Source organism: Bradyrhizobium sp. 87 (genome assembly GCF_023073015.1).
In the GTDB taxonomy this organism is placed as follows: domain Bacteria; phylum Pseudomonadota; class Alphaproteobacteria; order Rhizobiales; family Xanthobacteraceae; genus Bradyrhizobium; species Bradyrhizobium canariense_D.
Window position 1 is genome coordinate 1 of the sequence record NZ_JADPIQ010000150.1, and the last position, 26,010, is coordinate 26,010.

A 26,010-nucleotide genomic window follows, 5' to 3' on the forward strand; every position below is an offset into this window, starting at 1 on the left:
CCAGATCTAGACCTATCCGAACGACCTGCATAACATCCTCCTTCGCTGCAGTTGACGCTTGAGATTCCACCGCCGCAAGGGCGGGGTCCATACCATTGGCCCGGGCTGCAAGATCTTTCTCTGGTCGAACAAGGGATGACGGTGCGGTCATATATTCGACCGGTAAACGCGGCGCCCGGCCGCTGGCCACGATGATATCCGCGGAAGCAACCGCCAATCAATTTCTCGCGCTCGAAGCGCAGTGAGCCAGGCGGTCTGATTGCGACCGGGAATGTCGTCATTCGGGGTTCATCCAGATTTGCACCTTGCCTCCTCGGCAGCTTTTTTCTTCCGCCGGAGAGCTCTTAAGATTAGGATTTCAGCATTGCGGCCGGCGCCTGATAGATGCCGCCTCTGACCAGCAAGGCCCATATGGTGCGCGCAATCTTATTGGCGAGCGCGACCGATACGACCTTGACCGGCCGTCTTTGCAGCATGGTCCGAATCCAGAGCGGGACTTTCAAGCCTCGCTTGCCAAGCTTGATGATTGAGGTCGCACCAACGATCAAGAGCGTCCGTAGTCGCCGATTTCCAGTCTTTGATACCGCCCCGAGCCATTCTTTCCAGCCGCTCGACTGTGCCCTCGGTGTGAGCCCCGTCCAAGCCGCAAAATGTGGTGCAGTCGCAAAACCGCGACCATTCAAGACTGGTGTCCGAACGCCAGCGCCCTCTCCGAGCACTGATAGCGTTGAACAGCTCGGTCGAGAACCGCCCCTGACGGTCCCGCGGCACCTTCACCCGGGGTGATCAGCGAGCCGGTAGGAGCGATAGCCCAGCCGCGCCTCGCCGCGTCCAGCGCCTCCGCCATCGTGGCTTCGAGAGCTTCCTGCACCGCACCCTGGATCAGCGGTTTCAGGATCCCTTTCCGACGCAATAAGCTGTTTGACGGCAGAGCCATCCGTCCTAATCTTCGTCACGGTCTTGGTGGCCTTGGTCCGCTAGGGGCGGTGATCTTCGCAAGTACCGGATTTACTATGACCGATTCAGCCGCTCAGTTTTTGCAGAACCTCCCGCACACTACCACCGGATATCCCGATGGTGGACAAGGTCGCGCAGCGACAATTCTCGTGTTCTGGAGCCGATTTACGAGACGTACGTCTCGCCGTGCTTGTGCGGCGTCTGATCAGACGATCGGTCCAGCCTCCTTGCACACCGGCGTAACGGCTGATTGAGCGGTATCATCTTGGGCCCGGCCCTTGCGCAGGCAAGGTACCCTCCCGACGCGGCATCTCTGAAGAGTACGGGGCTTCAGTTCGCCCATCCCGAACGATCGTCGCGGAGGCGCCGCGATATAACATCAGCACAGATTCCCGAGACGGCATCTCGATGGAGCGAGGTCGCGCCTGCGCCTCCGCCACAAGACCATTGAGCGTCTGATCCACGAGTGCGATGAAGCGTGGTGGACCGGACGCAAGGACTAGGCCATTTCCCGGAGCCGATCTCATGATGTAGCGTTCGTCGGAAATGGCGAGCGCATCGAGGGTTGCCTTGAGCGCGTCGCAGCTGATTGAAGTTAGCAGAAGCAGACGAGTTTGCGCTTCCTTTGCGGTAGAGACGTAAAGCACGAGCCCATCGTAATACCATTGAAGATTGTAGACTTGAGTCAGATGATCAAGGAACTCGCGCGGTGGCAGGTCCGGCATGTGCCCGCGAATCCGACCCTTCACCTCGGCGCTGATGGTGACTTTAATATTGAGGTTGTTGCCGAATTCCTGCAGCGCGGCAGAAAGCTCCTGGTCCAGAACCGTATATCGATAAGGGGTCGAGGGCAGCGACAGGGGAGCGCCGCGCGCGATCTGTGTTCCGCCGGAAACGAAAACGGCGACACACAGAACTCCGTTCAAAACGTGCGGGATTATGGATCGGATGAGCATTCATGGTTCTCTTTGACTTAAACTAACAGCAGTACGTTCGGTACGTGAACGCGAAACGTGATCTTTAGATGGCGATGTGCGGGCGAACTCGTCAGCTTGTCGTCAGCTGGCCTGTCTAGGACATTGAGCCGCTGCTTGAACGGCTGGTCGTATCACATCTCGATGAGAGCGAGTCTTTCCATGATGATGTTAGGCGCTGCGCCGATCTCTCGTAATCTAGAAGGCCTGTCCAAGGCCTGTTCGGCAACAGCGGTCGACGAGCAGGTCCAGTTTCAGCAGAGTCTCTTGCAAGCGGCTTCGGTTCAAGACCTTGCGCCTCCAGTAACGGGAGCGGCGGCGGTTCCGCCGACATCCGAGGTATCGCGTGCAACAACACAGGCGAGCCCGCTGGGCGATCGCATCCTCCAGAATCTTTCTGCGATGTATCCGGTCAATGCAGTTCCAAAAGGTGCGGAGACCGGGTCGACGTCGGAGCCCCTTTTGCTGCAACCGGGCAAAGCGGAAGCAGGTGTGCCGGGCGCCCCCAGTGGCGCAGGTGACTTCGAGGCGATGTTGGCGAATCTGAAGGATGTTTCTGACAGCGTCATCCACGTAACACTCATTTCAAATGGCATCGGTAGCCTCGGTTCATCTCTGAATAAGCTGATATCGGCGGGCTGAGTGGGGCGAATGATTGGTTTAATCGATCGCGAAAGCGGTCAGGCGCGCCCATTCCGCAAGCGGCTTCAACTTTTGGCTCTGCTGCCGCTCCTGCTTGCCCTGGTTGGTTGCAAAGCCGATCTCTACACGAAAGTTCAGGAGCGTGAGGCCAATGAGATGCTTGCGGTCCTCCTCAAGAACGGGGTCGATGCGCTCCGCGTTGCTGCTAAGGACGGGACTATCACGATCCAGGTCGAGCAGACTCAGATTGCTTCCGCAATCGACCTGCTGAATGGCGAAGGGTTGCCGCGCCACGCTTTCAAGAGTCTAGGCGAAGTGTTCAGCGCGGCGGGTCTGATTGCTTCGCCAATCGAGGAGCGCGCCCGTTACGTCTATGCGCTGAGCGAGGAATTATCGCGCACGATCAGTGATATCGATGGTGTCCTCTCGGCGCGCGTCCACGTTGTTCTGCCAAAGAACGACCTGTTGCGACGTGACACCACGCCATCTTCGGCGTCGGTTTTTATCCGACATGACTCGAGGGCAAATCTCTCAATCTTGCTGCCGCAGATTAAAATGCTCGTCGCCAACAGCATCGAGGGCTTATCCTATGACAAGGTGGCTGTTGTTTTCGTCTCAGTCGAGCGGCCCGCACTAGAGCCGCGACCGGCGGCTGCGGCTGGTCTCGCCCAAGCATCTGGAGTCATTCCGACGCCATTGGTTGCGGTTGGCATGGGTCTCGGCGGGTCTGTATTCGGCGTGCTGTCCTGCGTCTTGCTGAGCGCTCGTGGGCGTCAGCGCAGGCAATCATCTCAGAAAGTTAGCGCTGTTGGTGGGCGCTCGGCTGTCTCTGCTATGGAGATGATTCGCAAAGCGATTAAGCCTAATGCGGCGTAGTGTGGTATCCGACGTGACGAGACCGAATCCGTCTGCCGAGCGGCATGATCCGCTGAATCTAGCCTCGGTAGGTATGCGTAAGCTTGCTGCCACGATTCATCCGACCCGCCTTGCCGCGCGACTTGACGCGAACCTCTCGTCCGCGACGTTGGTGCGACTGCAGAAGAGTCCTAGGCTGCAGATAAGACTGCAAGCGTTGCTGCTTGAAGATGAAATGGGCTTGAACGGAGGTGACTTCGGGCCAGACCTTCTCCTTGGGCATGATCCGAGCAGGGCTGCCCTGCTTGCCGGCGGCATTTGGCATGCCCGTTCGCTGACAAGGCTGATTTCAAAGCATGATGTCGCCGTTTTGGTCGAGCACGTCGGCACCGAGGTGCAGGCTTTCGGGATCCGACATGCAGCGCATGCGGTTTCGACCAGATTGATTGCTGATCCTCAACAACTCGCGCTAGCGATTGAAGACGACGGACATGCCTGCCTCGGCGCTTGGCTCGATGAAGCGTCAACGCTTGATTGCCGCCGCGTGCTTCTACGCTTAGCTGTCGGAACGGCCGCCGACAATCCGGCGACTGAACACCGCGATGCCGCGGGCCAATTGTTTTCGCCGGTGTTGGCCCATTTGGCGAGGGAGGCCCCAGCGGGATGACAGACGACGAAACTGCGCCGCCCGTCGCTCCGCACATCCGCCCCCTTGGGCCACTCATAGCGGCGAGGGATCTCGAGATTTGGCAGAGCGCCCTCGAGGCGCGTGCCGTGGCCGAGCGCAATCTGAAGCGCGTTCGCGGCTGGGCGCGCAGAGCTTATCAGAAGGAGCGTGCCCGCGGCCATGCCGAGGGGGTGAGGGCCGGCGCCGAGGAAATGGCACAGCTGGTCGCGCAGGCCGCCTCGGAAGTGGCACGACGAAAGGCCGTTTTGGAGCAGGAACTGTCAGCGCTTGTGATGGACATCGTAACTGATCTACTGGGCGATTTCGATCCCGGCGAGATGTTGGTGAGGACGGTTCGTCACACGATTTCGCACAGATATGGCGGGGCGAAACTGTCCCTTCATGCGTCCCCCCTGGATGCTGATGCGCTTACGCGCGAATTTGCTGCCTGCGACGGACGGGAGGACCGGCCGGCAGTCCGAATTATTCCGGACCCGGCGCTGTCAGCGAACGAATGCGTGCTGTGGAGCGAATTTGGCAATATCCATCTCGGACTTGACGCGCAGCTCCGCGCACTGCGTTTGGGGTTTGGATTAGATCATGAGGCAGACGAATAGTGACGGCGCCGAGACCAGACCATAGCTGTCCTGATGGAGATGGGACTCTGCACGCGGCGCTGGCGCGTCTGCGAACTACGGCAAGCCATGTGGACACGCGTGCCGTACGCGGGCGGATCACGCGTGCGATCGGCACGCTGATCCATGCAGTTTTGCCGGATGCTCGTATTGGAGAAGTTTGTGTGCTCAAGGATCCGCGCACTGGATGGTCGCTTGAGGCCGAGGTGATCGGTCTGTTGCAGGACGGCGTATTGCTGACGCCGATCGGTGACCTGCAAGGCATGTCCGGCCGCGCAGAAGTCGTTGCCACTGGCCGAATGCACGAAGTGCCGGTCGGCCCCAATTTGCTTGGCCGGGTGATCGACAGCTTCGGCCGTCCACTCGATGGCAAGGGCGCAGTCAAAGCCATGGAGACGCGCCCGCTGCGTGGCAAAGCGCCAAATCCAATGACCAGGTGCATCATCGCTCGCCCTCTGCCACTCGGTGTTCGCGCCTTGGATGGTCTTCTGACATGCGGCGAGGGCCAACGCATCGGCATTTATGGAGAGCCTGGTGGCGGCAAGTCGACGTTACTGTCGCAGATTGTAAAAGGCGCGCTCGCTGACGTGACCGTGGTTGCGCTGATAGGCGAGCGGGGACGCGAAGTGCGTGAATTCATCGAGCGGCATCTTGGGGAGACTGCCCTCCGCCGTACGGTCGTCGTCGTTGAAACCTCCGATCGCTCAGCGACGGAGCGGGCGCAATGTGCCTATACGGCAACCGCGCTCGCCGAATATTTTCGCGATCAAGGCCTGCGCGTCGTTCTGATGATGGATTCATTGACGCGATTTAGCCGCGCTATGCGGGAGATCGGGCTTGCTGCCGGTGAGCCACCGACCCGCCGGGGCTTTCCTCCCTCTGTCTTTGCAATGTTGCCAGGTTTGCTGGAGCGCGCTGGTATGAGTGAGCGTGGCTCAATCACCGCCTTCTATACCGTGCTTGTGGAAGGTGACGGCACGGGGGATCCAATCGCTGAGGAAACGCGTGGCATTCTCGATGGTCATATCGTTCTTTCACGCTCTCTCGCGGCGCGGGCGCATTTCCCCGCCATCGACGTACTGTCGAGCCGCAGCCGCGTCATGGATGCCGTCGTATCTGCACCGCATCGCAAGGCAGCATCCCTCTTCCGTGATCTTATCTCCCGTCATGCAGAGGCCGAATTTTTGATCAAGGTTGGCGAATACAAGCAAGGCAGCGATCCGCTGACGGACCGAGCTGTCGCTTCGATCGATGATCTGCGCGAGTTTTTACGCCAGGGTGAAAACGATGCGTCCACTTTTGAGGAAACCGTCACATGGATGTGCCGTCTGACCGCATGAGTTGCATATACGTTTCGAGCTTGCGGCAAGTGAAGGATATGCGCGAGCGCAGTGCTCGTAGTGAGTTCTCCAATATGGAAGCCAAGCGTCATATCGCGACCTCGGCCGCGGAGCACGCATGGCAGGAACTTGGAATTGCTGAAAAGCATCATACAGAGGCCCAGGCGGAGGTTTACCAGCAGTTGATGTCGGTCGGTACCTTGACAGTCGTTGAACTCGATCATTGCCAGCTCACCCTTGAGAGGCTAGCGATTGAGATCGCCTCGAAACGCCGCACACTTGAGGAGGCGCGTATCACTCAAAAGCAGGCCGAGATAGCGGCATCCGAGAGGCGTGCGCACTGGGCGAAGCGTTCCGCAGCGACTCATAAATGGCGACAGATCGAGACCAACGTCCGGCGTGCGGCCGATATCCATTCGGAAGTAACAGCCGAGCTAGAGGCTGATGATGAAGTCTTGCTTCGCCATGGGAGGGGTTTGCCCACGCTGGTGGCGGGCTTTCAATTTGATGACCGCTAGTCCAGTTGGGAACCAAATGCGCTGCCCTGTACAGTCGCCTCCTGCAACTCGCACGAACGCATACGCGAAGTACGAGCCGACCCAGCGTCTAACCCAGAGTCTCGTCTCATGGCTCAACAAAAACGTGCGGCCCTCCGCCTTTTTGCGGAGTAACCTTTGCGACAAGCCGCTATCGGTGCGACTGGAACGAGTTGTGTGGCAGGAGGAACCTCCGGTTCTGTCGATGCTCGATTGCGTTTGGCGCCTCGGCGATGATGCGCTCGTGTTGTCAATACCGCATGCGCTTGCGGAGGTCTTGATCTCGACAGTACAGAGTAGCCTAGCTTTACTTTCCGAGCCAAGTCGTTCGCTGGTTCTCGAACTTGCACTTGAACCGTTGCTCGCGCACCTGGAGACCGAGACAGAGCAGCAACTGCGACTCCTTCATGTTGGAAAGGCCGAGAAGAACGGGCCTTATATCGAACTCGACATCATCTACGGTCCGGTCAGGGGCAAAGGTCGCCTATTTCTTTTCTCGCCTCTTGACGGACCGATACCGCCGGCGTTCCGCGCCTTAGGCGAGCTGCTCGGCCAATTGCCGCGACAGTTGTGTGAGGTCCCCGCACAGCTACGCGTTACAGTTGCAGGAGAGGTCGGCTCCCTCCGGGCGTCAGCCTCGCTTCTTCGCAAAACACGTAAGGGCGACGCTTTGTTGCCGGATGTAATGCCATTCGCCCGCGGTCAAATCATCCTCACTGCCGGCCCGTTATGGGCCGCGGCAGATGTCACTGGCAACCGCCTGATCCTGCACGGACCGTTTCGCTTGCGGCCGCGCCCTCTGGAGTATGCGCATATGACGACACTGCCCGGTTTACAGCAGCCGCCTTCGGAAGCCGATCTCGACGATATTGAGATTTCGCTTGTCTTTGAATGCGGCCGCTGGCCCATCACGCTGGGAGCCCTGAGAAGCATCAGCAAAGGATATGTATTCGAACTTGGCCGGCCGGTCGACGGCCCCGTCGATATCCTTGCAAACGGCGTACGCATCGGGAGTGGCGACATAGTACGTATTGGGGACGAGCTCGGCGTTAGACTGCGTGGCGGGTTAGTGGGCAATGACTAACATTGAACCAGCAATACTGCCGCTTCTTGCGGTCACGGCCGCGCTCGGCTTGTTGGTCTTCGCTGTCGTCACGACCACGGCGTTCGTAAAGGTGTCTGTCGTTCTCTTCCTCGTTCGCAATGCGCTTGGGACCCAATCGATTCCACCGAACATCGTTCTATACGGCGCAGCATTGATGCTCACCGCCTTCACGAGCGCCCCCGTCTTTGAGCAGAGCTACAATCGAGTCGCCGATCTGCAGCTCCGCTATCAAACGCTCGAGGATTGGGTAGCCGCTGCGAAAGTGGGGCAGGAGCCGCTGCGAGGCTATCTCAAGAACTTCACCAATGAAGAACAGCGAGGCTTCTTCCTGTCCTCGACCGAGCGTGTCTGGCCGGAAGAGATGCGCGGCAGAGCGACGGCCGATGATTTTGTCATTCTCGTCCCATCTTTTCTAATCTCAGAACTCAAGCGTGCGTTCGAAATCGGGTTTTTACTATACCTTCCGTTTATCACTATCGATCTGATCGTAACGACCATTCTGATGGCCATGGGCATGTCAATGGTGTCTCCGACAGTGATCTCAGTTCCTTTCAAGCTGTTTCTGTTCGTGGCGATTGACGGCTGGTCGCGGCTTATGCACGGGCTAGTGCTGAGCTATACAACACCCGGAGGGTGAGCATGGATGAGGCCACTATTCTTCCTTATATGAGCCGATCACTGGTGCTTTTCATGACCTGGGTTCTGCCTCCGCTCATTGCAGCGGCGGTCGCCGAAACCATCATCGGCATCATCCAGGCGGCAACGCAGATCCAGGATCAGACATTGCCACTGACTGTGAAGCTTTTGGTCATTGTTGGGATTATAGGTTTGTTTGCTCCGGTGCTGAGCGCCCCGCTCATCGAACAAGCCAAGCAGATCTTCACTGATTTTCCCGCGCTCACGACGGGCTACTAGCAGCAGCCGTCATGTATGATCTGTCAACCGCCGACACGCCAAGTCTGATCCAGGCGACCATCGAACTCGTCGTTGCTGCCGGCCTTGGTGCGGCCCGCCCCGTGGGCATCATGCTGGTGCTCCCGGTATTTACGCGTCCGCAGATCGGCGGCCTGATCCGCGGTTGCCTTGCCGTCGCGCTCGAACTACCATACTTGGCGCACATCGCCGATGGCCTGAAGGAGCTAGATCCGGACACTCGTCTGCTCAAGATCCCGCTACTCGGTCTTAAGGAGACGTGTGTCGGCCTACTGATCGGCGCCCTCCTCAGTATTCCCCTCTGGAGTCTTCAGGCCGTCGGCGAGTTCATCGACGCGCAACGGGGCATCAGCAGCGTGGTCACTCCCGCCGATCCCGCGACACGCAGTCAGGCTTCGGCGACGGGACTTCTTATCGGGACCACCGCGACCACGATCTTCGTCGTATCGGGGGGGCTGCAAACCATGATCAGCGGGCTTTACGGCAGCTATCTGGTTTGGCCGGCTTATCAGCTTGGACCCACGCTGAGCATGCAAGGGACACTGGAGTTGTGGGGCGTGCTCGACAGCATCATACGTACCGCCGTCCTGGTCTCTGGACCTGTGGTAGCTTTCCTCTTGCTGGCCGACATATCAGCGCTTCTGCTCGGGCGCTTTGCGCCGCAATTCAACCCGCGGGACCTATCGTTGACGATCAAGAATATAGGTTTTGCGATCGTCATGGTGACTTATACGCTCTACCTCATCGAATACATGCAAGCTGAAATCATGCAGTCGAGCCGAGAGCTGGAGAGGCTTGAGAGGAAACTGAAGTGAGCGACACGAGCGAAGAGAAAACGCTCGCCCCCACTGAAAAGAAGCTAAGCGACTCGCGCAAGAAAGGCGTGGTTCCGCATAGCACGGATTTAGTCAGGGCCCTCAGCGCTTGCGCCGGTCTCGGTTATCTCTGGTTAGAAGCGAGTTCCATCTACGATAAATGTCGTGAAGCGCTCATGCTGACTGACAAGCTGCTTGATAAGCCGTTCAATATTGCGGTCGATCTTGCGCTCGGCGTCTTGCCCGAACTTGCACTGGGAATTGTTGGCCCGCTTCTTGGGAGTATGGTCACCTGCGCAATTCTGACGACGGTCGTGGCCAATGGTGGATTAGTGTTCTCCTCCGAGCCGATGACGCCGAAATTCGAGAACATTGATCCCATCAACGGACTGAAGCGCATCGCCTCTTTGCGTTCCCTCATCGAGCTTGGCAAGACCTTGTTCAAGGTCTTCTGCCTCGGCACGATCTTTGTCCTCGTCGTTGTCGGCGCGTGGAAGACACTGATCTATCTGCCGGTTTGCGGCACGGGCTGCTTCGAGTTCGTGTTCATTCAAGTCAAACTGTTGATCGGGATTGCGAGTGGTGCATTTCTGATCGGCGGATTGATCGATCTCCTCGTCCAGCGGTGGTTGTTCTTGCGCGGCATGCGCATGACTAAGAGCGATATGAAGCGCGAGGACAAGGAGCAGCAAGGCAGTCCGGAGGTGAAACGCGAACACCGACGCCTTCGGCGGGAGCAGGCGAGTGAGTCTCCACTCGGCGTGCGTCGCGCGACATTGATCTTGACTGGGCGCGAGCTGCTGGTCGGGTTACGCTACATCCGTGGCGAAACGGGCGTCCCGGTCCTGGTTTGCCGCGGCGATGGGGAGGCGGCTTCACGGCTCTTTGATGAAGCGAGGCGCCTTCGTCTCAGTATCGTCGAAGATCACGTCCTGGTCCGTGAGCTAATCCACAACACTAGCCTTGGCAATTCCATTCCTCTCCAGTATTTCGAGGCTGTCGCAAAAGCACTCCTTGCCGCCGGCCAAGTCTAGATCGTGTTTGAATGAGGTCGCATCGGAATGCCTGATGTTCTCGCTATCGAGGCGGCTGCACGGTCTGGGTGCCGGCAGACGTGGGATCTGATAGTAGCTTGTTGTTAGCTACACCCGAGTTGCTGTTATTGCCGGCCGCGAAGGTTTTGTATGTGGCAACGGGAATGGCCGCACGATTGCCATCACTCGGCACAACGGCCTGATTGTCAATCAAGTCACGCGGATCGTTGACCATGCCGGCCAAGTTGTTGTGGATCGAGCAGCCAAGCGTCGGATCGAAAGAATTGTCGTTCACTGAAGGGCCGACGATCGCAATCGACGGACAAACGGGAGGGTGCGCCTCGTACGTAATCGCCTCGATTCGGGCGGCAGAGCCATCACGCCTATCGACGAATGGACCGTACAGGCGGATGTTGTGAGTGTCGACGCCCACTGCGCGTGCCTCAGCTGCTATCTGCTCCCCGAGCCGACGTGAGCCGACGATATCAAGATGGAGCGCGTCGTACCGACCGCGACTGGTACTCGCTATGAAATAACGCAGACGCTGCCGTTCGGGCCCTCCAAGGGTCTGTAACAGTAAGACGGTCTTCTCTTGTTCAACCAGGATCGCTTGCGCGGTCGGCTCGACGTAAGTCGGCGCGGTGCTTGCGCAGCCACCTAGACTGGCCGTCAGACCAATGAAGGGGCGCACGAATCGTAATCTCATTGGTCGATCCTCATTCGATGATGTGGCCGGTGCCCCTTGTCGCGCCTGGTACGCTTATCGGGGGAGCACCGCGAACAGGCGAGCGCGTTGCCAATGTGTTGGTCAGACTGCGCGCGAGGTCTGAGGGCGGAGCGATGCGGTCGGTGGGCGCACTCATCTGCTTCGAGTTCGATCTTGGCCGCACGACGTAAGGCGTGACGATGATCACGAGTTCCGTCTCATCCTGTTGAAATGACGATGAGCGAAATAGCGCACCAAGAATCGGAACGTCGCCGAGCCAGGGGAAAGCCGTGATCTCAGTGCTGAAGTTGCGCCGGATAAGCCCACCAATTGCAAAACTTTGGCCGCTGGCGAGCTCGACAACCGTGTTCGCACGCCGGGTGGAGAGAGCAGGCACGGAGATGCCGTTGACGTTGACGGCACCTTGTGACGATAGTTCGCTGACTTCAGGCTTCACGCGGATATTGATCTGATTGTTACTGAGAACGGTCGGCACAAACTCCAGGCTGACGCCGAAGTGACGGAACTCGACAGAGACCTGCCGATTGTCCTGCAACACCGGAATGGGAAATTCGCCGCCGGCGAGGAAGCTGGCGGATTCGCCTGACATTGCGGTGAGGTTCGGTTCAGCAAGTACGGAAGCGAGGCGCTCGTGAGCCAGTGCATCGAGCATAGCGCTGACGTTCACATGGCCAGTGTTGACTCCCATCTTCGCCGTACCGCCGCCCTGCGCCGCGCCGTATCCACCACCACTACCACTGACCAAGCCGAGAGTGAAAGGGCCAGCTTGCCCCGAAGCGGAGAGGTTGACGCCGAGCTCCTTCATGGCGCTCCGGGAGACCTCCGCCACTCGCACGCTCAGATTCACCTGCAATGACCCCGCCACCTGAATCTTGTTGACGACGAGCGCACCAGACCCAAGAAACTGCTCGGTCACTTTCATCGCTATATCGACGATCTCCGCATTGGGCGCCGTACCGCTAAGGATGGCCCCGCGCGGGGTGTAGCTTACCTGGATGGGATAGTCGCCGACCTGGGCTTTCAGCGTGGCGCGCAGATCCTCGATCGGCTGCGTGACGACAACACGCAGTTCAGCGAGAGCCTCCCCGGCCTCGTTCAGTGCGAACAAGGTGGTCCGCCCGGATTTTTTGCCGAAAACAAAGATGGTGTTGTTCGAAGGTGCCTGATAGTCCGCGACCGTAGGATCTGCGACAAAGATGCTCGCAGCTGGCGCTGGCAGATGAATCGTCTTACCCAGCGAAGAGGAAAGGGTCAGCGTTCCGCTAATGCCGTCGGGAGCCGTACGCTGCGGCCCACCTCCATCATCCCGCTTGATCTGAGCTACGGCAACAGCCGGGAATAGCAGGACGACCACGCACAAAGCATGCAAAAGGCAAGGAAGAAAGGTGGACGAAAGGCCGTTGGCGGTGATCGGTCCTCGATTGACGCCAGCATGCTTGTCAAGAATGATGCTCAAGATGGTGTTTACTTTCAAGTTCGATTGACTACGCGGTCGATGCCGCGCATTTCAATTCAAGGACGTAGCCAATCCCGCGTGCGGTTTTGATCCGTAGCGTCGCACCGGATTGACTCAAATGACCGCGCAAACGATAGATTCCGACCTCAAGCGCATTGGTGGAGACCTCGTCGTCAAATGCATAGAGGCTATCCTCCAATGCCGCGCGAGCCACGGTACGGCCGGCGCGGCTGAGCAGATGTTCGAGAATGCATACCTCGCGGCGCGCAATCTTCAGCGGTCGACCATTAACCGACGCCTGCCGACCGATAGGATCGAATCGTAGATTGCCAAAGGTAACGATGGGCGCCGTCATTTGCGTTGATCGGCGCAGAGTAGCGCGCATCCGTGCGATGAGTTCATCAGTAGATACGGGCTTGGGCAGGAAGTCGTCCGCACCGGCATTGAACACCGCTATCCGCTTACTGAGTTCGTTAAAGTGGCTCATCATCACGGCAGGCATCGAATGACCGTCACGTCTCAACTGCTTCAGCCAATCCAAGCCGTCTCCATCCGGTAGAACCAACTCGAGCAAGAGAATGTCATAGCTGGCGCAACAAAAAGCGGCGGCCGCCTCATCCAGGGTGCACGCTACATCAACGGCAAAACCGCAATGGGAGAGCGCCTGTTGTACAACGCGCGCTGGGTCCGTCTCATGATCAACGATTAGCGTTCGCATTCCACCTCCTATCACGCCACGCCAAGACACCCACCACGTCTCGTTCAAGCATGACGGCCCCGAGCGGAATTGAACAGTCCGGCCTCCGCGTAAGCGTTTGAAGCTGGAATAGACGAAGAGCTGCGGTACTGGCGAATCGCATATTGGATCGGGATTCCATTGTGAGCTCGACTGGCGTTGTTCACTGTCTCACGTGGCGCGCGTGAATCTTGGTGACGTCGAATGTGCTCTTTCCACCGGGGCGTAGGCGGCAATCAATACAATGCATCGATAGGCGGGCAGCACCCGCTCAGCGCCGGAACAATCGCGGCAGTTGTCGCCGACATCGTGAAGTCGAGATGATTGCCGAGAACACATTGATTGGTGAAATCGATGGTTTGGTTCGATGCATTCACATGGTGGATTAGTGACAATGCCGTTCCATGGTCTGGATCTAAATCTCCTCATCACGATCGATGCTTCCGATGGCGAGCGCAGCCGCACGGCCGCAGGTTTGATCGGGGAGCAGCGATGATATGCGATTTGCATCGCGGCCCTCAATTTGCAAAGCCTCACACGCCGGCAGGCGTTCCGTGCTTGAGCAACGAACTTCCTCATTCGGCCAAAAAGGTGAGCCTCCTTCGTGCTCCGATCACCCGAGCGACAGTGATGGCGAAGCGCGGCTACGCTCAGCTGGAGAACGCCATAACGATGCCGTCCTGCCGCGCCTTCCCATTTTTGACTTCTATAAAATCACCGAGACGCTTTGGAAAGAACTGCTCAACGGCCGGACAATCCAAAGACGGGGGGTGACATGAACTTGGCCGCACCGGGCAAAACCGTGCCTACAATCCGATCGCGGTGTCCATGATCACGTACTCATCGCAGCTTCGCCGACAGCAAACCTACGATGTTGCGTGATGCACGGCGCTTTCCCTACCCGGCAGCACATGAAGTGTGAAATCAATTCTTTGGATAGATTGCATTCACATCCTGGATAGTGACAAGACGTCTGAGGTCTGTGTCTCAGTGTCCTAGTCGCACCTGATGCTCTGATGACCGAACGCAATCTGTCGCTGACAGCTCTGGTAGGGTGAGCGATGATTTTGGTGATTTTGCATGACGGCGTCTTCCTGCAAGGCCACATTGGGCACCGACTCTTCTGGACTAGCAAACCCAGTCATGGTCACTCGCCCAGCAATGTCGGTTTTGCTCCATCCGGACGTGAGAAAAATTTTGTTCTGATCGACATTCTACGTCTGATCAGAATGTGCGGCATCTCGGAATCGGTGGGCGACTTGCTCCGGAAATCGCATGGTGCATGACCGCGCGTCTGCAAGTTGTCCCGTCTGAGCCGAAGCGCCCCGGTCCTAGAGAGCTTGACGGCCAATAAGTCTTCCGCAGAGTGCTTGGCCGGCGCATTGGAGCGCGGACAGCTGCTTTGGTCACGTTGTGGTCAGCTAATCTGTATATCCTTCTGGCAAAGCTTGCCGCGCACGAGCTCAATCGCGTGCCCTTTGCCAATGCGGGAGCGATCTGATGTATGGCAGAATCGGTGGATCCGTTTGCGGAAGCGGTTGCGGCCTGGAGCGAGGTGGGTCGTCGTCGGCGGGCGCCTCGCCATACTCCTTGCGTTCCAATCCGCCCATTATCAAGATCGTCGACCGAGAATCTCTCATGCGCAAAGTGAGATAGTCTTGTCCAGTGACATCATGCACATCGCCAGTAACCCGCAGGAGTATTCGGATTTTGTCGGAGAAAGCCGAGCCGGCTGCAACTGCCGGTGAAGGCTATTCCAGTACTTACGGTGATCCGGATAAGCCGGCGCGATTTTTCAGCTATCAGGTCGGGTGACGAAACTGTGAGCCGGAGGCTCGGTCCGGATCGAGCGAGACCAGTTTCGCCAACAGTTCGGGCGTAACGTTATCACGTCCGTGGTAGATCTACGCGTCACTCATCCGCTCGACGAGCACGTGGGCGATATCCTGCTGGAGCATGAACTGCGAATGGACGGCGATCATCCGTTGGTCTTATCACGTCCTGGCGTAGGAGGTATGGAACCCCGTCTAGCGGAAATGGGTTTTGTTCATGGCGGGTCGCAAAAACTGGGTGCTTGATCCTCAACAGCATCCCAAAGTGTGGACGGAGAACGAGAACGACCAGTGGCACCGAGTAGACAGCCCTACAAAGTATCTTTCCAAAGTCGAGGATAGCGATGGTCAAGAGAGCTGCGAGACGGATTTCGTCTGACGATGATCCCTCGTATTACCTGGAGCGCGCTTTTCGAAGATTGGCTCTGGGACAAGGCGATTCGGAATGATGAAAGCTGGCGGAACCGACTGGTATTTCGCTATTGTAGGGGCCGGTTCAGTAGTGAACTTGAAGGAAGCGCTCGCGCCGAATAGTGCTCCTCGCGCGTGACAGATGCCCGGTTTGGAACGTCAAGTTTGACTTCCTCGGCTACCGCTTCCGACCGCGACGGGCAAAGAACTTACAAAACGCCTCGGCATTTTGCAGTTTTCTGGCTCGGCTCAGCGCTTCGGCGGTGAAGTTTATGCGGGTGGCAATCCGGGATTTGGACCTGCGAAAACGGACCCATGTGTCAATGGTGACATCGGTCGGCAGCTCAATCCGCTCCGCGGGCGGGGATTGTGTATTACGGTCGATTCAGGCGGGCGCCTCTGGGGCAATCCTCCGATACGTCAATCAGACAATCGAGGCTTGGATGATGCGGAGGTCCAAACGCTTTATGGGTCGCAAGGCGAAGACCGGCCGCGTTCTCGAACGGCTATCTCGCGAACGTCCCGGTTTTTTGCACAATGCAAGACCGGCATACGCGGCTCGTTCGCCTGATGGGAGCCCAGTGACGGGAGAGTCTCACGCTGGGATCCATGAGAGCCCGGCGGTGAGATTCCGCCGGCCTACTCGCCAAGCCGTCTGCCCGGGTGTGTGAGGGCAAAGCCAAATGGCCTCGCTACTCGACCACGATCCAATGCGATGTGGGTTTCCTGTGCAACCGGAAAAACGCCCTTCGTCAGCTACTCGTCAGCCAGCCTGTCTATCCAGACAGGCTACGCATTCTCGACTTGTTTGGAGATGGAATATGACGGGCATTGGCCGATCTGGCAGATCGCGCATTGGGGATGCTGGAGCCGGATCGAGCAGTTCACGCTCGCACTCAAGTCTAGCCCCTGGGGAAGGCAGTCAATCGTTCGATTCCGTCGTGGAGCGGATGCGCTCTGGGCCCCAAGATAGAGGGACGCCGTCCGCTAGCACGGCGCGCGGTGCCGACGATGCCCTTGGCGACAGGTCTTCCGGTCCCTCCGTTGGCCCAGATCGAATCCTAGGCGCTGCGGCACGTGCAGCCGCTGCGCCACGTGGAGCCACTGCGCGGCGGCGCGGCTTTCCCTCAGTGTCCGAGGGTGGAGACACGGCGCCGGTCGCCAGCCAGCCGCCAACTTCCGGTGTGGCAGTCCCCATTTCCTCGTCAGAGGAAGAAATCAACGCAACAACGCGACACATGGACCGCCTGCGTGAGGACTATGCCGCTTGCCGTCAGCCGGGCGAGGATGCCGAGCTGAAGGAGGCGCTAGAGCTGAGCGACCGATTCGTCAAAGCAGGCTCGGCAGTTCTGGAGTACTACGCGAGCCTGCGCCCGGCCGTGGCGCCGAGCATTCTGTCCGACGCCGAGGCCCGTCAATACTGCTATGCCGTGCTCCATGCGGGGCGTCAGGGCAACATGGTGGGCTCGGCGATTATCCTCGAATTAGAAGAGCGCAGACAGGAATCGGCAGGCCTGTTCCAGCGGATTTTCGAATCCAACGCTACCCCCGACCAGCTGAGCCGAGTGGCTTCCAGTATGGTGAAGGACCATGTGCCTGTCATCGAGTGGTGGGGAAAGAAGCTGTTACGCTCGGAACGGATGGTGTCCGTCTGCGAGACCGCTGCCAACTTGCCAAGCACGACGGCCGAGATGCGGAAGTACATCGAGGCCGCACTACGCCTGCATACCGGCTCGGCACTTTATGATGGGTGCTTGCATCTGGAATCGCGGATTAAACTCGCGAAGCTTCTGATTGAGTCTCAGGCGAGCACGTTTGAACCAGCCGTGAGGGACGCCCTCATGGATGAGAAGGGGCGGGTGCGTCTGCTCGGGACCTATATCCAGGATGCTTTTCCGGCATTCAACTCGACGTGCAAAGCCGTTCTGAACGAGGACGGAGAACCACTCGACGCAGAGCACTGCGCCGTTCTGGAAGGAGCCATGGAACGGCATTCGGAATTTGCCTCAGGGGTGGAACGCATCGTTGCCAGCCTAAGGGATGCTAGAACGGATGGCGACCTTCCATTGGAACAATTGGACCAGATCGTGGAAGGTGCATGGGTCACCGCGCACCAAGTCACGCGACTTTTGGCAGTGCAGCCAAACAGGCAAGTGGAGCCGCCTGCCCAGACTGCGATATCGGAAAAGACCGACTTAGCGGCTGAGAACCACGCGGCGCGCAGGAAGGGGAAAGGCAAGCGCACACCGGCCGCAGGCGAGGGGAGTTCAACTGCCAGGCTGCGCGAGCCGCAGCTCGCCAGGCCCGACGCTGCCACGGTTGTCGTACTCTCGGATCTGGGTACGAAGAAACTCGCGAGTGCAGAGGAGGCACGCGCGAGGGCGTCGTCATCGGCGACCGGGCACCTGGACATGTGGAAGGCTCCGCCCTCCAGGAACGCAGTGACGGGATTACTCAAGCGATTGGACGAGCTGCTGGAGTTCGATCTGCCGGCTCAGCAAAGCGCCGTCTCGCAAGCGCGCCAGATGAAGCCCGAGGACGCCGACCACGTCGTGGATCTCGTGCTTAAGCGCCTGGAGACGCAGGCCGCCGAGATTAAGACCTGTGTAGCCGCGCTGGAGGAGCCCCGCCGACGTGGCCTACTCACGCCTGCGCAACTGACCGAAGTGCACAAAAAAATAGTCCGGCTTAAGGCGATGTTGTCCGAGGTTCAGGGACAGGCAAACTCATTGAACGCGCACAAGGCGGCGATCACGATCGATTGCATGAAGACCTACGCGTTTCCATCGCAGAAGTACCTTGAACACTTGCGGGCGGCCGAAGAACTTGCGTCTGTGTATCCACCCCACGCATTGAAGATCGAGCCAACGACGCTGTTCGAGGTCGAGCTGCAGCCCAAGGCGCTGCGCAGTGGTAGGATGCCAAATCCGATGTGGGTGCACATCCATACCAAGCTGCCGGTACATGCCTTGCAGTTGGCGACGCTGGGCGTCGCCGACTTCGCCGCTTGCCACGTGAAGTCCAATGAACAGCGCGGCTACAATCGGCAATGGCAGAGCGCTCAAGCCCGCACGGGGCACAAGAACGTCGTGATCCACCGCGGCAAGCTCGCGCCTGCGTTCTGTAAGTCGTTGTTGAGCATCGCCTCCCTTCCCGAGGCGGAGCACGCGTCGATGCAGTTCGCGCGCCTCAGGATGTAGTTACCTGAGTGTCTCGCGCCAGAGCGTCGCTGTGCTGACACCATCAAGCAGACCGTATCACCGAGAGGAAATCCTCGATGCACTCGAAGCCCGCGCGGGCTCCTCGAACAGATCGACAACGGGTCCGACTGAAATTCGATCGGGAGCGTGGAGACCCCGACTTCCGTTCGCTTGAAAAACAGCATCGCGGCCCTTGTCGCCGCGCTTGCGATGGCCGGGTCCGAATAGCCTAGGATCCGGCTATGCTTCAGATCGTGAATGAAACAGTTTTGCGCATTTGTGTTCCAGATCCCATCGCCGATCGCTTCGTAAGTGTCTGCGGCGCCGTGCTTAGCGCCCTACCAATGATTGCGCTTCCCGGCCTGGAGCACCAGAATGCGGTGTAAAGAGACTCGGATCGATAACCAGCTCGGTTCTCTTGGTCGATTAGCCGTCACCTAAATGCAATGCGATCAGCTGCCCGTCGCCGGGGTTATGGTCCTTTCCGAGATCGCAAGCGCCTCATGATGATGTCCGGATCGGGTGGGTCATCCTCTGCAACGGCGGGCGGGCGAGCTCGCCACCAGTCGATTGACCGAGGTCACCACGACCACCGTCTCAGCGGGACATCGCCGGCCCGGCGGACCGGGCCAGAAACTTGCAAATTAAGGCCGGGCCGGCGCGTGGCCCCAGTCAAACGACGTGCCGTCGACGGAAATGCAGTGGAGGATCACAGAGATATTGTGCGCAATGGCGACGTTGCCTTTTCATACTGACACGCTTCGCGAGCTTTATTCCCAAGGCCTCCGCGTTTCGCTGATGGTGAGCGGCGATTTCAGCGATGGTGAGCAGGCATTTCGCGCTATCGGCCGCGCCTTTGAGCTGATCTGCCGGCGCGTCAAACTTTTGTGAAATGCTCGGGCGAACTCGATGCAATGGTGAGCTTGCCATACCGAAGAAGGTCGGCAAAGGGAGCCGAATTCATTTTCCGCAGCTGACAATAGAAGGCTATCAGATCGAACGAGTTCGCCAGGCGAGCGCTGAAGCGCTGCGCAATGTTGACCTGGAAGGCGTCACCCGACAGATCAATCACGCGTTGTACAGCCGTGACGGCCTGGCCTGGTGTAAAGGAGGGGGCTGAGACTGTAACCAGCCCAACAAATTCTTCGACTGTTCGGCGAGCTCTCTCACGCCGGCGAACCGGATCCTGCTCCGGCCACCCGGTAGAAAGGACCAGCATTTGTCATGGCGGTAATCCAAGCTTATCACGCCTCGTAAAGATATAGGAGTGCCTGAGGCAAGCGATGCCTCCCGACGGTATCGTTCCAGCGTCCTGTTCAGCTCGTAGCCAAAAAAGCCGGCGGCGCCGCCCTGGAATGCCGGGAGATCGGCGCGACGGCCTTTCCGTTCTCGCCAAAATCCCGCACGCACGCCGGCTTGAGCTCGCTCGCAAGCGCAAGAGTGACCGGCTTGGCAACGAAATTGCCGTGATCGTCTGCGGTGAATTCGAGGACGAAGTCGAACTCGAAGCCTATAAAGCGCACGAGCTTTACCAGGAGTCGATCCGGCAGTAGCTCTCGGAGCGGACTGACCTGAGCGAAGTCAATCCGCAACTTCGCGATGAACTTTGAGTAGATGCTTCCGTGGAGGTCATTAGCTTCGCGCGGATCGACGCTCGACGACTGGGGCAGAAGACACTCGATGTGCAGGAGATCGAGTGCGGCAACGCGGAAGAAGCTCTTCAGCTTGGCTCTGCGGGGGAGGCAAACCAACCGATCGAAGTCTGGTGTGGCCCACGGCGGCTCGGTCGCTTTGAGCCAGAGCGAAGGTAAGCGAGACCGCTGCCGCCCCTCATTCTTGACCTTGGCCGAGCGTCGCCTTCATCAAGGCGAGCAACACATCAGCCAGCAAGAGACGGTGATAACCTAAACGTCGATCGTTATGGCTGCACGATGTGCCATCGCGGATGGGTGACGAGTACCGCGGATACGCACGGGCAAATGAGAACCCGTCAGCCCTACGTCGCTGGCGGGTTTTTCTTTAGGGACGCAGCCGAAGTCCTGCTGCTCGGCAGAGTGATCGCTTACCGCCTGAGAAGGACTAAAGGGAGAGCGAAACAGTGCAGGAACGTCGCAGGACAAGAGCGCGTCGAGACAAACGAGTCGCCTACACTGGTTGGGTGGGGAGAACATCGTACGGTCGTACGATGACCAGCCGAGCCGTTCTGTAGACCTCGCACCATCATTGCCCGCTTCGTGCCCTTATTGTGCCCCCGCTTTTTTGGGGCACATACTTGGAGAACCTCGCCGCTAAGTGGCTGATTTAGCCAGGTTAATGGTGGGCGCACAAGGGATCGAACCTTGGACCTCTCCCGTGTGAAGGGAACGCTCTCCCGCTGAGCTATGCACCCGAAACCATCATGCAGGCGACCCGAGTTTCGGCCGCCGATGCTTTGGAGCCCGCGATTTAGAAGTGCAGGCCGAAGGTGTCAAGTTTCGAGGCGCTGCCGGGCCGGAAAACCTTCCCCCGGACCCGCAATTCGGCGGTCAGACCATCTTGGGGCCGCTTACGCGCCCTGCTGGCGGGCGCGGGAGGCGTGGGCCTGGAGCGCGCGGATGCGTTCGGCCAGTGTTCCGCCGCCTTCGGGCAGGGTGCCTGCGGCGGTGCCGTTGGCAGGGGCGTCGTTGGCCGGGCGTGGCGCCGGCCTCGGCGGCTGGCCGGCCTCCGCCGCGAGCAGGGCCTCGATCGGCGAGTTCGGCCCTTCGAGCTGCATCGCGAGCTTGGCCACCTCGGCTGCGATGTCGTTGATGCGTTCGCGCAGCAGCGCGTTCTCCATCCGCTCGGTCGCCCAGGAGCTCTCGGCCTGTTGCTGGATCGCGTTGATGTCGCGCTGGAGCTTGGCGCGCTCGTCGCGGGCGGTGTGCAGCTGCTCGTCGAGCGCGGTCTTTTCCGCGCGGATCGATTCCATTGCGGCCGAGGACTTGCCGCCGCTCAACGCCGCGATCTCAACGCGCAGCTCCTTGATGATGCGCTCATTGGCCTCGTTGGCCTGGCGGAGCTGGTTGTTCTCATAGTCGCGTTCGGCGAGCAGCTTGCCCTGCGTGGCAAGGCGTCCCTCGAGATCGCCGACGCGGCCCGACAACATCTCGGCCTCTTTCACCTGCACGATGAGTTGGCGATCGAGGTCGGTGACGCGCTGGCTCAGATTCTCGACGCGGCCGCGGGCGTCGCCGAGCTCGCGCGAAGCGGTCTCGGACTCGGTGCGCTCCTGCGCCAGCCGCGCCTGTGTCGCGGCAAATTCCTTTTCGGCGTCGCCGACGCGGTGCTTCAGCTCCTCGATCTGCGCACGGACCGCGACCAGCTCGACCTGACGGCTCTCCGCCATCATCGAGCGGTCGGACAGTTCGGAATTGATCTTTGCGAGCTCGCCCTGCTTGTCGGTCAGCGCGAGCTCGGCGGCGCGCAGGGCTGCGGTCTTGGTGTTGAATTCCTCTTCCGTGGCGCGGAGCTGCTCCTTCACCGCCTTCTCGCGCGCTTCGAGCGCGAAGATCGTGGCGTTCTTCTCGCCGAGCTCGATCTTCATGCGGTTGATGGCGTCGCTCTTCTTGCCGAGCTCGGCGAGCTGGCTCGTGGTCTTGTTCTTGAGCTGGTCGACGCTCATCTCCAGCCGTCGCGCCGACATGGCGAACTCGGCGCGGAGCTGGTCCTTGTCGGCCTGGATCTCGGCCATCGACAACGGCGTGGCGGCCTCGAGCCGGCGCGTGGTCAGGCGCACGGCGCGGTTATGCACCAGCGGCACGATCGCGAGCCCGCACAGCATCGAGAGCAGGAAACCGATCGCCAGGTACATGATCGGTTCGACCATGGGCCAGAACTCCCAAAGCTAAGGAAAAATTTACCAAGGACATTGCATGCGGGGCCGGCAAAAAGCCAGCCCCGACATGTCGTTAACCTTGATCCGTCGCCGGAGGGGAAAGCGGAACGCTAGAACGGGTTCCAGGTCGCGCGCGGGGTGAATTTCAAATAGCCGATATTGGCTCCCAGCCGCAGGCCGAGGCCCGAGCGGATCGGCACCAGCACGATGTTGTTGGCGGTGAGCGCCGTCATGCCGAAGCCGCCGATGATGTAGGCCGAGCCGTCGAGGCCGGCGAAGCGCTGGTAGATCGCGTTGGTGGCGGGCAGATTATAGACCAGCGTCATGGTGCGCGCGCCGTCGCCACCCCAGTCGAAGCCGAGCGAGGGACCCTGCCAGTAGACCCTGAGGTCACCGGCGTTCTTGGTGTAGAGCGTGCCTTCGCCGTAGCGCAGGCCGGCGACGAAAGCGCCGGACCCTTCCTCACCGAGGATATAGCCGTTGGGCAGGCCCCATTGGCTGACCGCCTTCTCGATGATCGAGGCGAGACCGCGCGAGACGTTGCCGAAGAAGCGATGCCCGGCGTTCACGAGTTCGTCCGGCCCATAGGTGCTGGGCGTCTGGGTCCGCTGCGGCGGCGGCAAGTCGGGCGGCGGCGGCTGCTGGGCGGAAGCCGGACTGATCCACCCGACCATCGCGGCAAGCGCGACTGCGGCAAGGCGTGATGCGAAAGTCATAAAAGAACCCCTGGTATCGAATCCGGTCGCTTCCTTAACCTGGCGCCAACAGGCGCGGCTCTAGGTTGCGCCGGATGTCCCCTCGACTCGGATGTTATCCGCAGCAACTATGACGGCACAACGGCAGGAAGCCAGCCCTTTGCGCCCCGGAATTGCCTTGATCGGCCTTCTGGTCTGCATGCTGTCGGGCATTTGGATCCTCTGCGCGGGGTTGCCGGCGCAGGCGGCCACCACCGAGCGGATCGTCGTCAACCGTTTCAGTGGCGTGGCGATCGAGGGCTTCGACCCCGTGGCCTATTTCGTCGCTGGCACGGCCGTGCAGGGGACGGCCGAGTTCGAGGCGAACCTGTGGGGCGCCGTCTGGCGCTTTCGGAACGAGGGCAACCGGGCGTCTTTCCTCGCCCATCCCGAGGTCTACGGGCCGCAGTTCGGCGGCTACGATCCGGTCGATATCGCCCGCGGCGTCATCATCGCCGGTAACCCCCGCTTCTTCGCGATCGCGGCGCAGCGGCTCTATCTGTTCAGCCGGGAAGCCAATCGCGACGCCTTCGCCGCCAATCCCGAGCGCTTCCTCTATGAGGTGGGCAAGCGCTGGCCCGCCCTCCAGGACAAGCTCAGCCAGTAGGCCCCTTTACGACCTCAGAGTCTTGCCGCCTGCGGGTCACCCCAAGCAATGAACTCCGGGATGATGAAGCCGCCATCGTGCCGCTCGCCGAAGCGGAGCGCGCCGCCCTTGCCGTCGGTCACGCTGCCGCCGGCCGCGGTCACGACCGCGTAGCCGGCCCCGACGTCCCATTCACAAGTGGGCCCCAAGCGGGGGTAGATGTCGGCACTGCCTTCCGCGATCCGTCCGAATTTCACGGCCGAGCCGACCGCCTTTCTGACGGCGCTGGGGCGATGATCGATGAACGCCTCGGTTCGGGGATCTCCATGCGAGCGGCTCACCGCGGCGATCCAGGGTTCGCCCAGGGGCGGCAGCTTGCGGGTATGGATCGGCTCGGCAGCGCCGATGGTTGCGCCGTCGAACCCGACGCGCTCGGCGCCACGGCCGACGATGCCGCGCCAGAGCAGCCCGAGTGCCGGCGCGCTGACGATGCCCAGCAGCGGCACGCCCGATGTCACCAGGGCAAGGTTGACGGTGAACTCGTCGCGCCCGGCGACGAACTCCTTGGTGCCGTCGAGCGGGTCGATCAGGAAGAAGCTGGCGCGGAACGGCGGCGAGGCGAGCTGGGTCCGCTCTTCCGAGAGCGTCGGGATGTCGCCCGCAAGCTGTGCCAGCCCGTCCGCGATGATGCGGTCGGCCGCAAGGTCGGCCTCGGTCACCGGCGAGCCGTCCTGCTTGCCGTCGACCCGCATCGCTGCGCGGTTGACCGCGAGGATGGCTTCGCCCGCCTTCACCACCAGGGCGGTGAGCGGCTCCATCAGGTGGGAGGCGGCCGCGCCGTCGATGATCCGCTTCACCTGCATGCCTCATTCATCGGCAATTCCATCCCTAAGCGAGTGATTCGCCGCGGCATTAGGGCCGCTTCGAACCGATCGCAAGCTAGCTGCCACGTGCCAGCGAATGTTAGAACCTGCGGCATTCGTCAAGCATGCTTGATTCGCCGCGTCCGCGCCGTGCAATTCCAGGAACCCTTTATGTCTGACGCTTCGTCACCCGCTACCGCCACCGCTCCAGATGCGCTCGAACTCGCTGCGCTGCTGTGCTCGCGGGTCTGCCACGATCTCATCAGCCCTGTCGGCGCCATCGTCAATGGGCTCGAAGTGCTCGACGACGATCCCAAGCCCGACGACCGCGAGTTCGCACTCGACTTGATACGCAAGAGCGCGAAAACCGCCTCCGCTCGCCTCCAGTTCTGCCGCCTCGCTTTTGGTGCGGCCGGCTCGTCCGGCGCGCAGATCGATCTCGGCGATGCCCAGACCATGGCGCGCGGCCACATCGAGGACGGCAAGTGCTCGATCACCTGGAATCTGCCGCGGATCTTGCTGCCGAAGAATCGCGTCAAGCTGCTGCTCAACATGCTGGTCGTTTCGCAGCACACGATCCCGCGCGGCGGCACGCTGACGATCGATCCGATCGGCGAGGGCGAGACCATGAGCTTCCGCATCACCGCGACCGGACATAATGCGCGCCTGCCGCAGAACATCTCCGAGCTCCTGAGCGGCGAGCGCGGCCCGGCTGCGGATGCACATGCGATCCAGCCTTATTATACGCGGCTGTTGGCAGAGGCTTGCGGGCTGACCGTGAGGCTCGCGCACGAAGGCGAGGCCATCACCATTATCGCGTCGTAGACACGCCGCCGCTCTCAAACGTTAATCGAATCTTTACGAGGCGCTTCGGCTTGTCCGGAGCGCCTTATCTCTTTGTTGGTTCCGTTCTTTTCCACATACTCAACCATTATTAAACGCTTTGCGGTGAAGCTGGCCCCATTCCGAATTGGCGCATCACGTCTTGTGTGCGCGCCCTCCCTGTATGAAGGCCTGTTTTCATGGATGATCTGTTGCGGGAGTTTTTGACGGAAACCAGCGAGAGCCTGGACACCGTGGACAATCAGCTGGTGAAGTTCGAGCAGGAGCCGAACAACG

General features: G+C 59.9%; 27 protein-coding genes, 1 tRNA gene and 1 pseudogene. 17 read left to right on the forward strand and 12 right to left on the reverse strand.

All coding sequences use genetic code 11. The features are described 5' to 3' along the window. The 4 genes and pseudogenes from IVB50_RS41895 to IVB50_RS41905 all read right to left on the reverse strand — a co-directional run. Positions 1-217: hypothetical protein (locus IVB50_RS41895; protein ID WP_247300619.1), on the reverse strand; the 217-nt coding region annotated here is incomplete at its 3' end. A 133-nt stretch (positions 218-350) separates the two neighbouring features. After that, the gene (locus IVB50_RS42885) at positions 351-476 is read right to left on the reverse strand and encodes a hypothetical protein (RefSeq protein ID WP_345946712.1); all 126 of its coding nucleotides are present in this window, start codon (positions 474-476) and stop codon (positions 351-353) included. Between the two features lie 54 nt (positions 477-530). After that, positions 531-719: pseudogene (locus IVB50_RS42890) on the reverse strand (transposase); the annotation flags it as partial. A 498-nt stretch (positions 720-1,217) separates the two neighbouring features. After that, positions 1,218-1,913 (reverse strand): nodulation protein NolW, encoded by a 696-nt coding sequence (locus IVB50_RS41905; protein ID WP_247300621.1) that lies wholly within the window; start codon positions 1,911-1,913, stop codon positions 1,218-1,220. 180 nt (positions 1,914-2,093) lie between these two features. Between IVB50_RS41905 and IVB50_RS41910 the strand changes: the two genes are divergently transcribed. The 11 genes from IVB50_RS41910 to IVB50_RS41960 all read left to right on the forward strand — a co-directional run bounded on the left by IVB50_RS41910 (position 2,094) and on the right by IVB50_RS41960 (position 10,493). Continuing rightward, positions 2,094-2,573 (forward strand): nodulation protein NolB, encoded by a 480-nt coding sequence (locus IVB50_RS41910; RefSeq protein ID WP_247300623.1) that lies wholly within the window; start codon positions 2,094-2,096, stop codon positions 2,571-2,573. A gap of 9 nt (positions 2,574-2,582) precedes the next feature. Continuing rightward, positions 2,583-3,449: a type III secretion inner membrane ring lipoprotein SctJ gene (gene sctJ / locus IVB50_RS41915; RefSeq protein ID WP_247300625.1), complete on the forward strand. Its 867-nt coding sequence runs from the start codon at positions 2,583-2,585 to the stop codon at positions 3,447-3,449. 196 nt (positions 3,450-3,645) lie between these two features. Continuing rightward, positions 3,646-4,095, forward strand: coding sequence for a nodulation protein NolU (locus IVB50_RS41920; protein ID WP_346771327.1), 450 nt, complete (start codon positions 3,646-3,648; stop codon positions 4,093-4,095). Then, complete coding sequence (sctL, locus tag IVB50_RS41925; protein WP_247300627.1) at positions 4,092-4,712, forward strand: type III secretion system stator protein SctL; 621 nt, start codon at positions 4,092-4,094, stop codon at positions 4,710-4,712. The genes IVB50_RS41920 and sctL overlap by 4 nt, the downstream gene beginning before the upstream one ends. A gap of 89 nt (positions 4,713-4,801) precedes the next feature. Beyond that, the gene (gene sctN / locus IVB50_RS41930; protein ID WP_346771328.1) at positions 4,802-6,070 is read left to right on the forward strand and encodes a type III secretion system ATPase SctN; all 1,269 of its coding nucleotides are present in this window, start codon (positions 4,802-4,804) and stop codon (positions 6,068-6,070) included. Further along, positions 6,046-6,588: a hypothetical protein gene (locus IVB50_RS41935; protein WP_247300629.1), complete on the forward strand. Its 543-nt coding sequence runs from the start codon at positions 6,046-6,048 to the stop codon at positions 6,586-6,588. The genes sctN and IVB50_RS41935 overlap by 25 nt, the downstream gene beginning before the upstream one ends. Positions 6,589-6,781: 193 nt before the next feature. After that, a complete protein-coding gene (gene sctQ / locus IVB50_RS41940) occupies positions 6,782-7,690 on the forward strand; it encodes a type III secretion system cytoplasmic ring protein SctQ (RefSeq protein WP_247300631.1) in 909 nt (302 codons plus the stop codon). Continuing rightward, positions 7,683-8,348: a type III secretion system export apparatus subunit SctR gene (gene sctR / locus IVB50_RS41945; protein WP_247300634.1), complete on the forward strand. Its 666-nt coding sequence runs from the start codon at positions 7,683-7,685 to the stop codon at positions 8,346-8,348. The genes sctQ and sctR overlap by 8 nt, the downstream gene beginning before the upstream one ends. A 2-nt stretch (positions 8,349-8,350) precedes the next feature. Next, positions 8,351-8,626, forward strand: a complete 276-nt coding sequence (locus IVB50_RS41950) for an EscS/YscS/HrcS family type III secretion system export apparatus protein (protein WP_247300637.1) — start codon at positions 8,351-8,353, stop codon at positions 8,624-8,626. Positions 8,627-8,637: 11 nt separating this feature from the next. Beyond that, positions 8,638-9,459, forward strand: a complete 822-nt coding sequence (gene sctT / locus IVB50_RS41955; RefSeq protein ID WP_018458363.1) for a type III secretion system export apparatus subunit SctT — start codon at positions 8,638-8,640, stop codon at positions 9,457-9,459. Next, entirely contained in the window at positions 9,456-10,493 is a 1,038-nt protein-coding gene (locus tag IVB50_RS41960) for an EscU/YscU/HrcU family type III secretion system export apparatus switch protein (RefSeq protein WP_247300638.1), read from the forward strand. The genes sctT and IVB50_RS41960 overlap by 4 nt, the downstream gene beginning before the upstream one ends. 43 nt (positions 10,494-10,536) lie before the next feature. Here the strand turns inward: IVB50_RS41960 and IVB50_RS41965 are convergent, their stop codons facing one another. The 3 genes from IVB50_RS41965 to IVB50_RS41975 form a co-directional block, all read right to left on the reverse strand. Then, positions 10,537-11,199: a CpaD family pilus assembly lipoprotein gene (locus tag IVB50_RS41965; protein WP_247300641.1), complete on the reverse strand. Its 663-nt coding sequence runs from the start codon at positions 11,197-11,199 to the stop codon at positions 10,537-10,539. A 10-nt stretch (positions 11,200-11,209) separates the two neighbouring features. After that, entirely contained in the window at positions 11,210-12,535 is a 1,326-nt protein-coding gene (locus tag IVB50_RS41970) for a type II and III secretion system protein family protein (RefSeq protein ID WP_247300661.1), read from the reverse strand. 169 nt (positions 12,536-12,704) lie between these two features. Then, entirely contained in the window at positions 12,705-13,394 is a 690-nt protein-coding gene (locus tag IVB50_RS41975) for a response regulator transcription factor (protein WP_247300643.1), read from the reverse strand. 3,082 nt (positions 13,395-16,476) lie between these two features. On the opposite strand from IVB50_RS41975, the gene IVB50_RS41980 reads away from it, so the two are divergent. From IVB50_RS41980 to IVB50_RS41990, 3 genes are all read left to right on the forward strand, one after another. After that, a complete protein-coding gene (locus tag IVB50_RS41980) occupies positions 16,477-18,855 on the forward strand; it encodes a hypothetical protein (protein WP_346771329.1) in 2,379 nt (792 codons plus the stop codon). A gap of 242 nt (positions 18,856-19,097) precedes the next feature. After that, complete coding sequence (locus IVB50_RS41985) at positions 19,098-19,241, forward strand: hypothetical protein (protein ID WP_247300647.1); 144 nt, start codon at positions 19,098-19,100, stop codon at positions 19,239-19,241. A gap of 343 nt (positions 19,242-19,584) precedes the next feature. Further along, a complete protein-coding gene (locus IVB50_RS41990; RefSeq protein ID WP_247300649.1) occupies positions 19,585-19,746 on the forward strand; it encodes a hypothetical protein in 162 nt (53 codons plus the stop codon). Here the strand turns inward: IVB50_RS41990 and IVB50_RS41995 are convergent. After that, entirely contained in the window at positions 19,733-19,927 is a 195-nt protein-coding gene (locus IVB50_RS41995) for a chorismate-binding protein (protein ID WP_247300651.1), read from the reverse strand. The two genes, IVB50_RS41990 and IVB50_RS41995, sit on opposite strands and share 14 nt — an antisense overlap. A gap of 211 nt (positions 19,928-20,138) precedes the next feature. Here IVB50_RS41995 and IVB50_RS42000 point away from each other — a divergent pair, with 211 nt between their 5' ends. Continuing rightward, on the forward strand, positions 20,139-20,408 hold the full coding sequence (locus IVB50_RS42000; protein ID WP_346771330.1) for a Dabb family protein: 270 nt from the start codon (positions 20,139-20,141) through the stop codon (positions 20,406-20,408). 761 nt (positions 20,409-21,169) lie between these two features. On the opposite strand, the gene IVB50_RS42005 is transcribed toward IVB50_RS42000, so the two are convergent. The 3 genes from IVB50_RS42005 to IVB50_RS42015 form a co-directional block, all read right to left on the reverse strand. After that, positions 21,170-21,244 (reverse strand) — tRNA-Val (locus IVB50_RS42005). 156 nt (positions 21,245-21,400) lie between these two features. Further along, positions 21,401-22,699 (reverse strand): hypothetical protein, encoded by a 1,299-nt coding sequence (locus tag IVB50_RS42010; protein ID WP_247300653.1) that lies wholly within the window; start codon positions 22,697-22,699, stop codon positions 21,401-21,403. A gap of 119 nt (positions 22,700-22,818) precedes the next feature. Beyond that, entirely contained in the window at positions 22,819-23,424 is a 606-nt protein-coding gene (locus IVB50_RS42015) for a DUF1134 domain-containing protein (protein ID WP_018458350.1), read from the reverse strand. A gap of 139 nt (positions 23,425-23,563) precedes the next feature. Here IVB50_RS42015 and IVB50_RS42020 point away from each other — a divergent pair, with 139 nt between their 5' ends. Then, positions 23,564-24,049, forward strand: a complete 486-nt coding sequence (locus IVB50_RS42020) for a YHS domain-containing (seleno)protein (protein ID WP_026233560.1) — start codon at positions 23,564-23,566, stop codon at positions 24,047-24,049. 14 nt (positions 24,050-24,063) lie between these two features. Here the strand turns inward: IVB50_RS42020 and IVB50_RS42025 are convergent, their stop codons facing one another. After that, on the reverse strand, positions 24,064-24,891 hold the full coding sequence (locus IVB50_RS42025; protein ID WP_247300655.1) for a 3'(2'),5'-bisphosphate nucleotidase CysQ: 828 nt from the start codon (positions 24,889-24,891) through the stop codon (positions 24,064-24,066). A 171-nt stretch (positions 24,892-25,062) separates the two neighbouring features. Here IVB50_RS42025 and IVB50_RS42030 point away from each other — a divergent pair, with 171 nt between their 5' ends. Then, on the forward strand, positions 25,063-25,716 hold the full coding sequence (locus IVB50_RS42030) for a histidine phosphotransferase family protein (RefSeq protein WP_018458347.1): 654 nt from the start codon (positions 25,063-25,065) through the stop codon (positions 25,714-25,716). Positions 25,717-26,010 lie beyond the last annotated feature (294 nt).

Bases quoted from the DNA above. Each gene is read 5' to 3' on its own strand.
- IVB50_RS42885 (WP_345946712.1), bottom strand. From the start codon at position 476: ATGCTGCAAAGACGGCCGGTCAAGGTCGTATCGGTCGCGCTCGCCAAT.
- IVB50_RS41905 (WP_247300621.1), bottom strand. From the start codon at position 1,913: ATGCTCATCCGATCCATAATCCCGCACGTTTTGAACGGAGTTCTGTGT.
- IVB50_RS41910 (WP_247300623.1), top strand. From the start codon at position 2,094: ATGATGATGTTAGGCGCTGCGCCGATCTCTCGTAATCTAGAAGGCCTG.
- sctJ (WP_247300625.1), top strand. From the start codon at position 2,583: ATGATTGGTTTAATCGATCGCGAAAGCGGTCAGGCGCGCCCATTCCGC.
- sctL (WP_247300627.1), top strand. From the start codon at position 4,092: ATGACAGACGACGAAACTGCGCCGCCCGTCGCTCCGCACATCCGCCCC.
- IVB50_RS41935 (WP_247300629.1), top strand. From the start codon at position 6,046: ATGGATGTGCCGTCTGACCGCATGAGTTGCATATACGTTTCGAGCTTG.
- sctR (WP_247300634.1), top strand. From the start codon at position 7,683: ATGACTAACATTGAACCAGCAATACTGCCGCTTCTTGCGGTCACGGCC.
- IVB50_RS41950 (WP_247300637.1), top strand. From the start codon at position 8,351: ATGGATGAGGCCACTATTCTTCCTTATATGAGCCGATCACTGGTGCTT.
- sctT (WP_018458363.1), top strand. From the start codon at position 8,638: ATGTATGATCTGTCAACCGCCGACACGCCAAGTCTGATCCAGGCGACC.
- IVB50_RS41965 (WP_247300641.1), bottom strand. From the start codon at position 11,199: ATGAGATTACGATTCGTGCGCCCCTTCATTGGTCTGACGGCCAGTCTA.
- IVB50_RS41975 (WP_247300643.1), bottom strand. From the start codon at position 13,394: ATGCGAACGCTAATCGTTGATCATGAGACGGACCCAGCGCGCGTTGTA.
- IVB50_RS41980 (WP_346771329.1), top strand. From the start codon at position 16,477: ATGACGGGCATTGGCCGATCTGGCAGATCGCGCATTGGGGATGCTGGA.
- IVB50_RS41985 (WP_247300647.1), top strand. From the start codon at position 19,098: ATGCTTCAGATCGTGAATGAAACAGTTTTGCGCATTTGTGTTCCAGAT.
- IVB50_RS41990 (WP_247300649.1), top strand. From the start codon at position 19,585: ATGGCGACGTTGCCTTTTCATACTGACACGCTTCGCGAGCTTTATTCC.
- IVB50_RS42000 (WP_346771330.1), top strand. From the start codon at position 20,139: ATGCCTCCCGACGGTATCGTTCCAGCGTCCTGTTCAGCTCGTAGCCAA.
- IVB50_RS42010 (WP_247300653.1), bottom strand. From the start codon at position 22,699: ATGGTCGAACCGATCATGTACCTGGCGATCGGTTTCCTGCTCTCGATG.
- IVB50_RS42015 (WP_018458350.1), bottom strand. From the start codon at position 23,424: ATGACTTTCGCATCACGCCTTGCCGCAGTCGCGCTTGCCGCGATGGTC.
- IVB50_RS42025 (WP_247300655.1), bottom strand. From the start codon at position 24,891: ATGCAGGTGAAGCGGATCATCGACGGCGCGGCCGCCTCCCACCTGATG.
- IVB50_RS42030 (WP_018458347.1), top strand. From the start codon at position 25,063: ATGTCTGACGCTTCGTCACCCGCTACCGCCACCGCTCCAGATGCGCTC.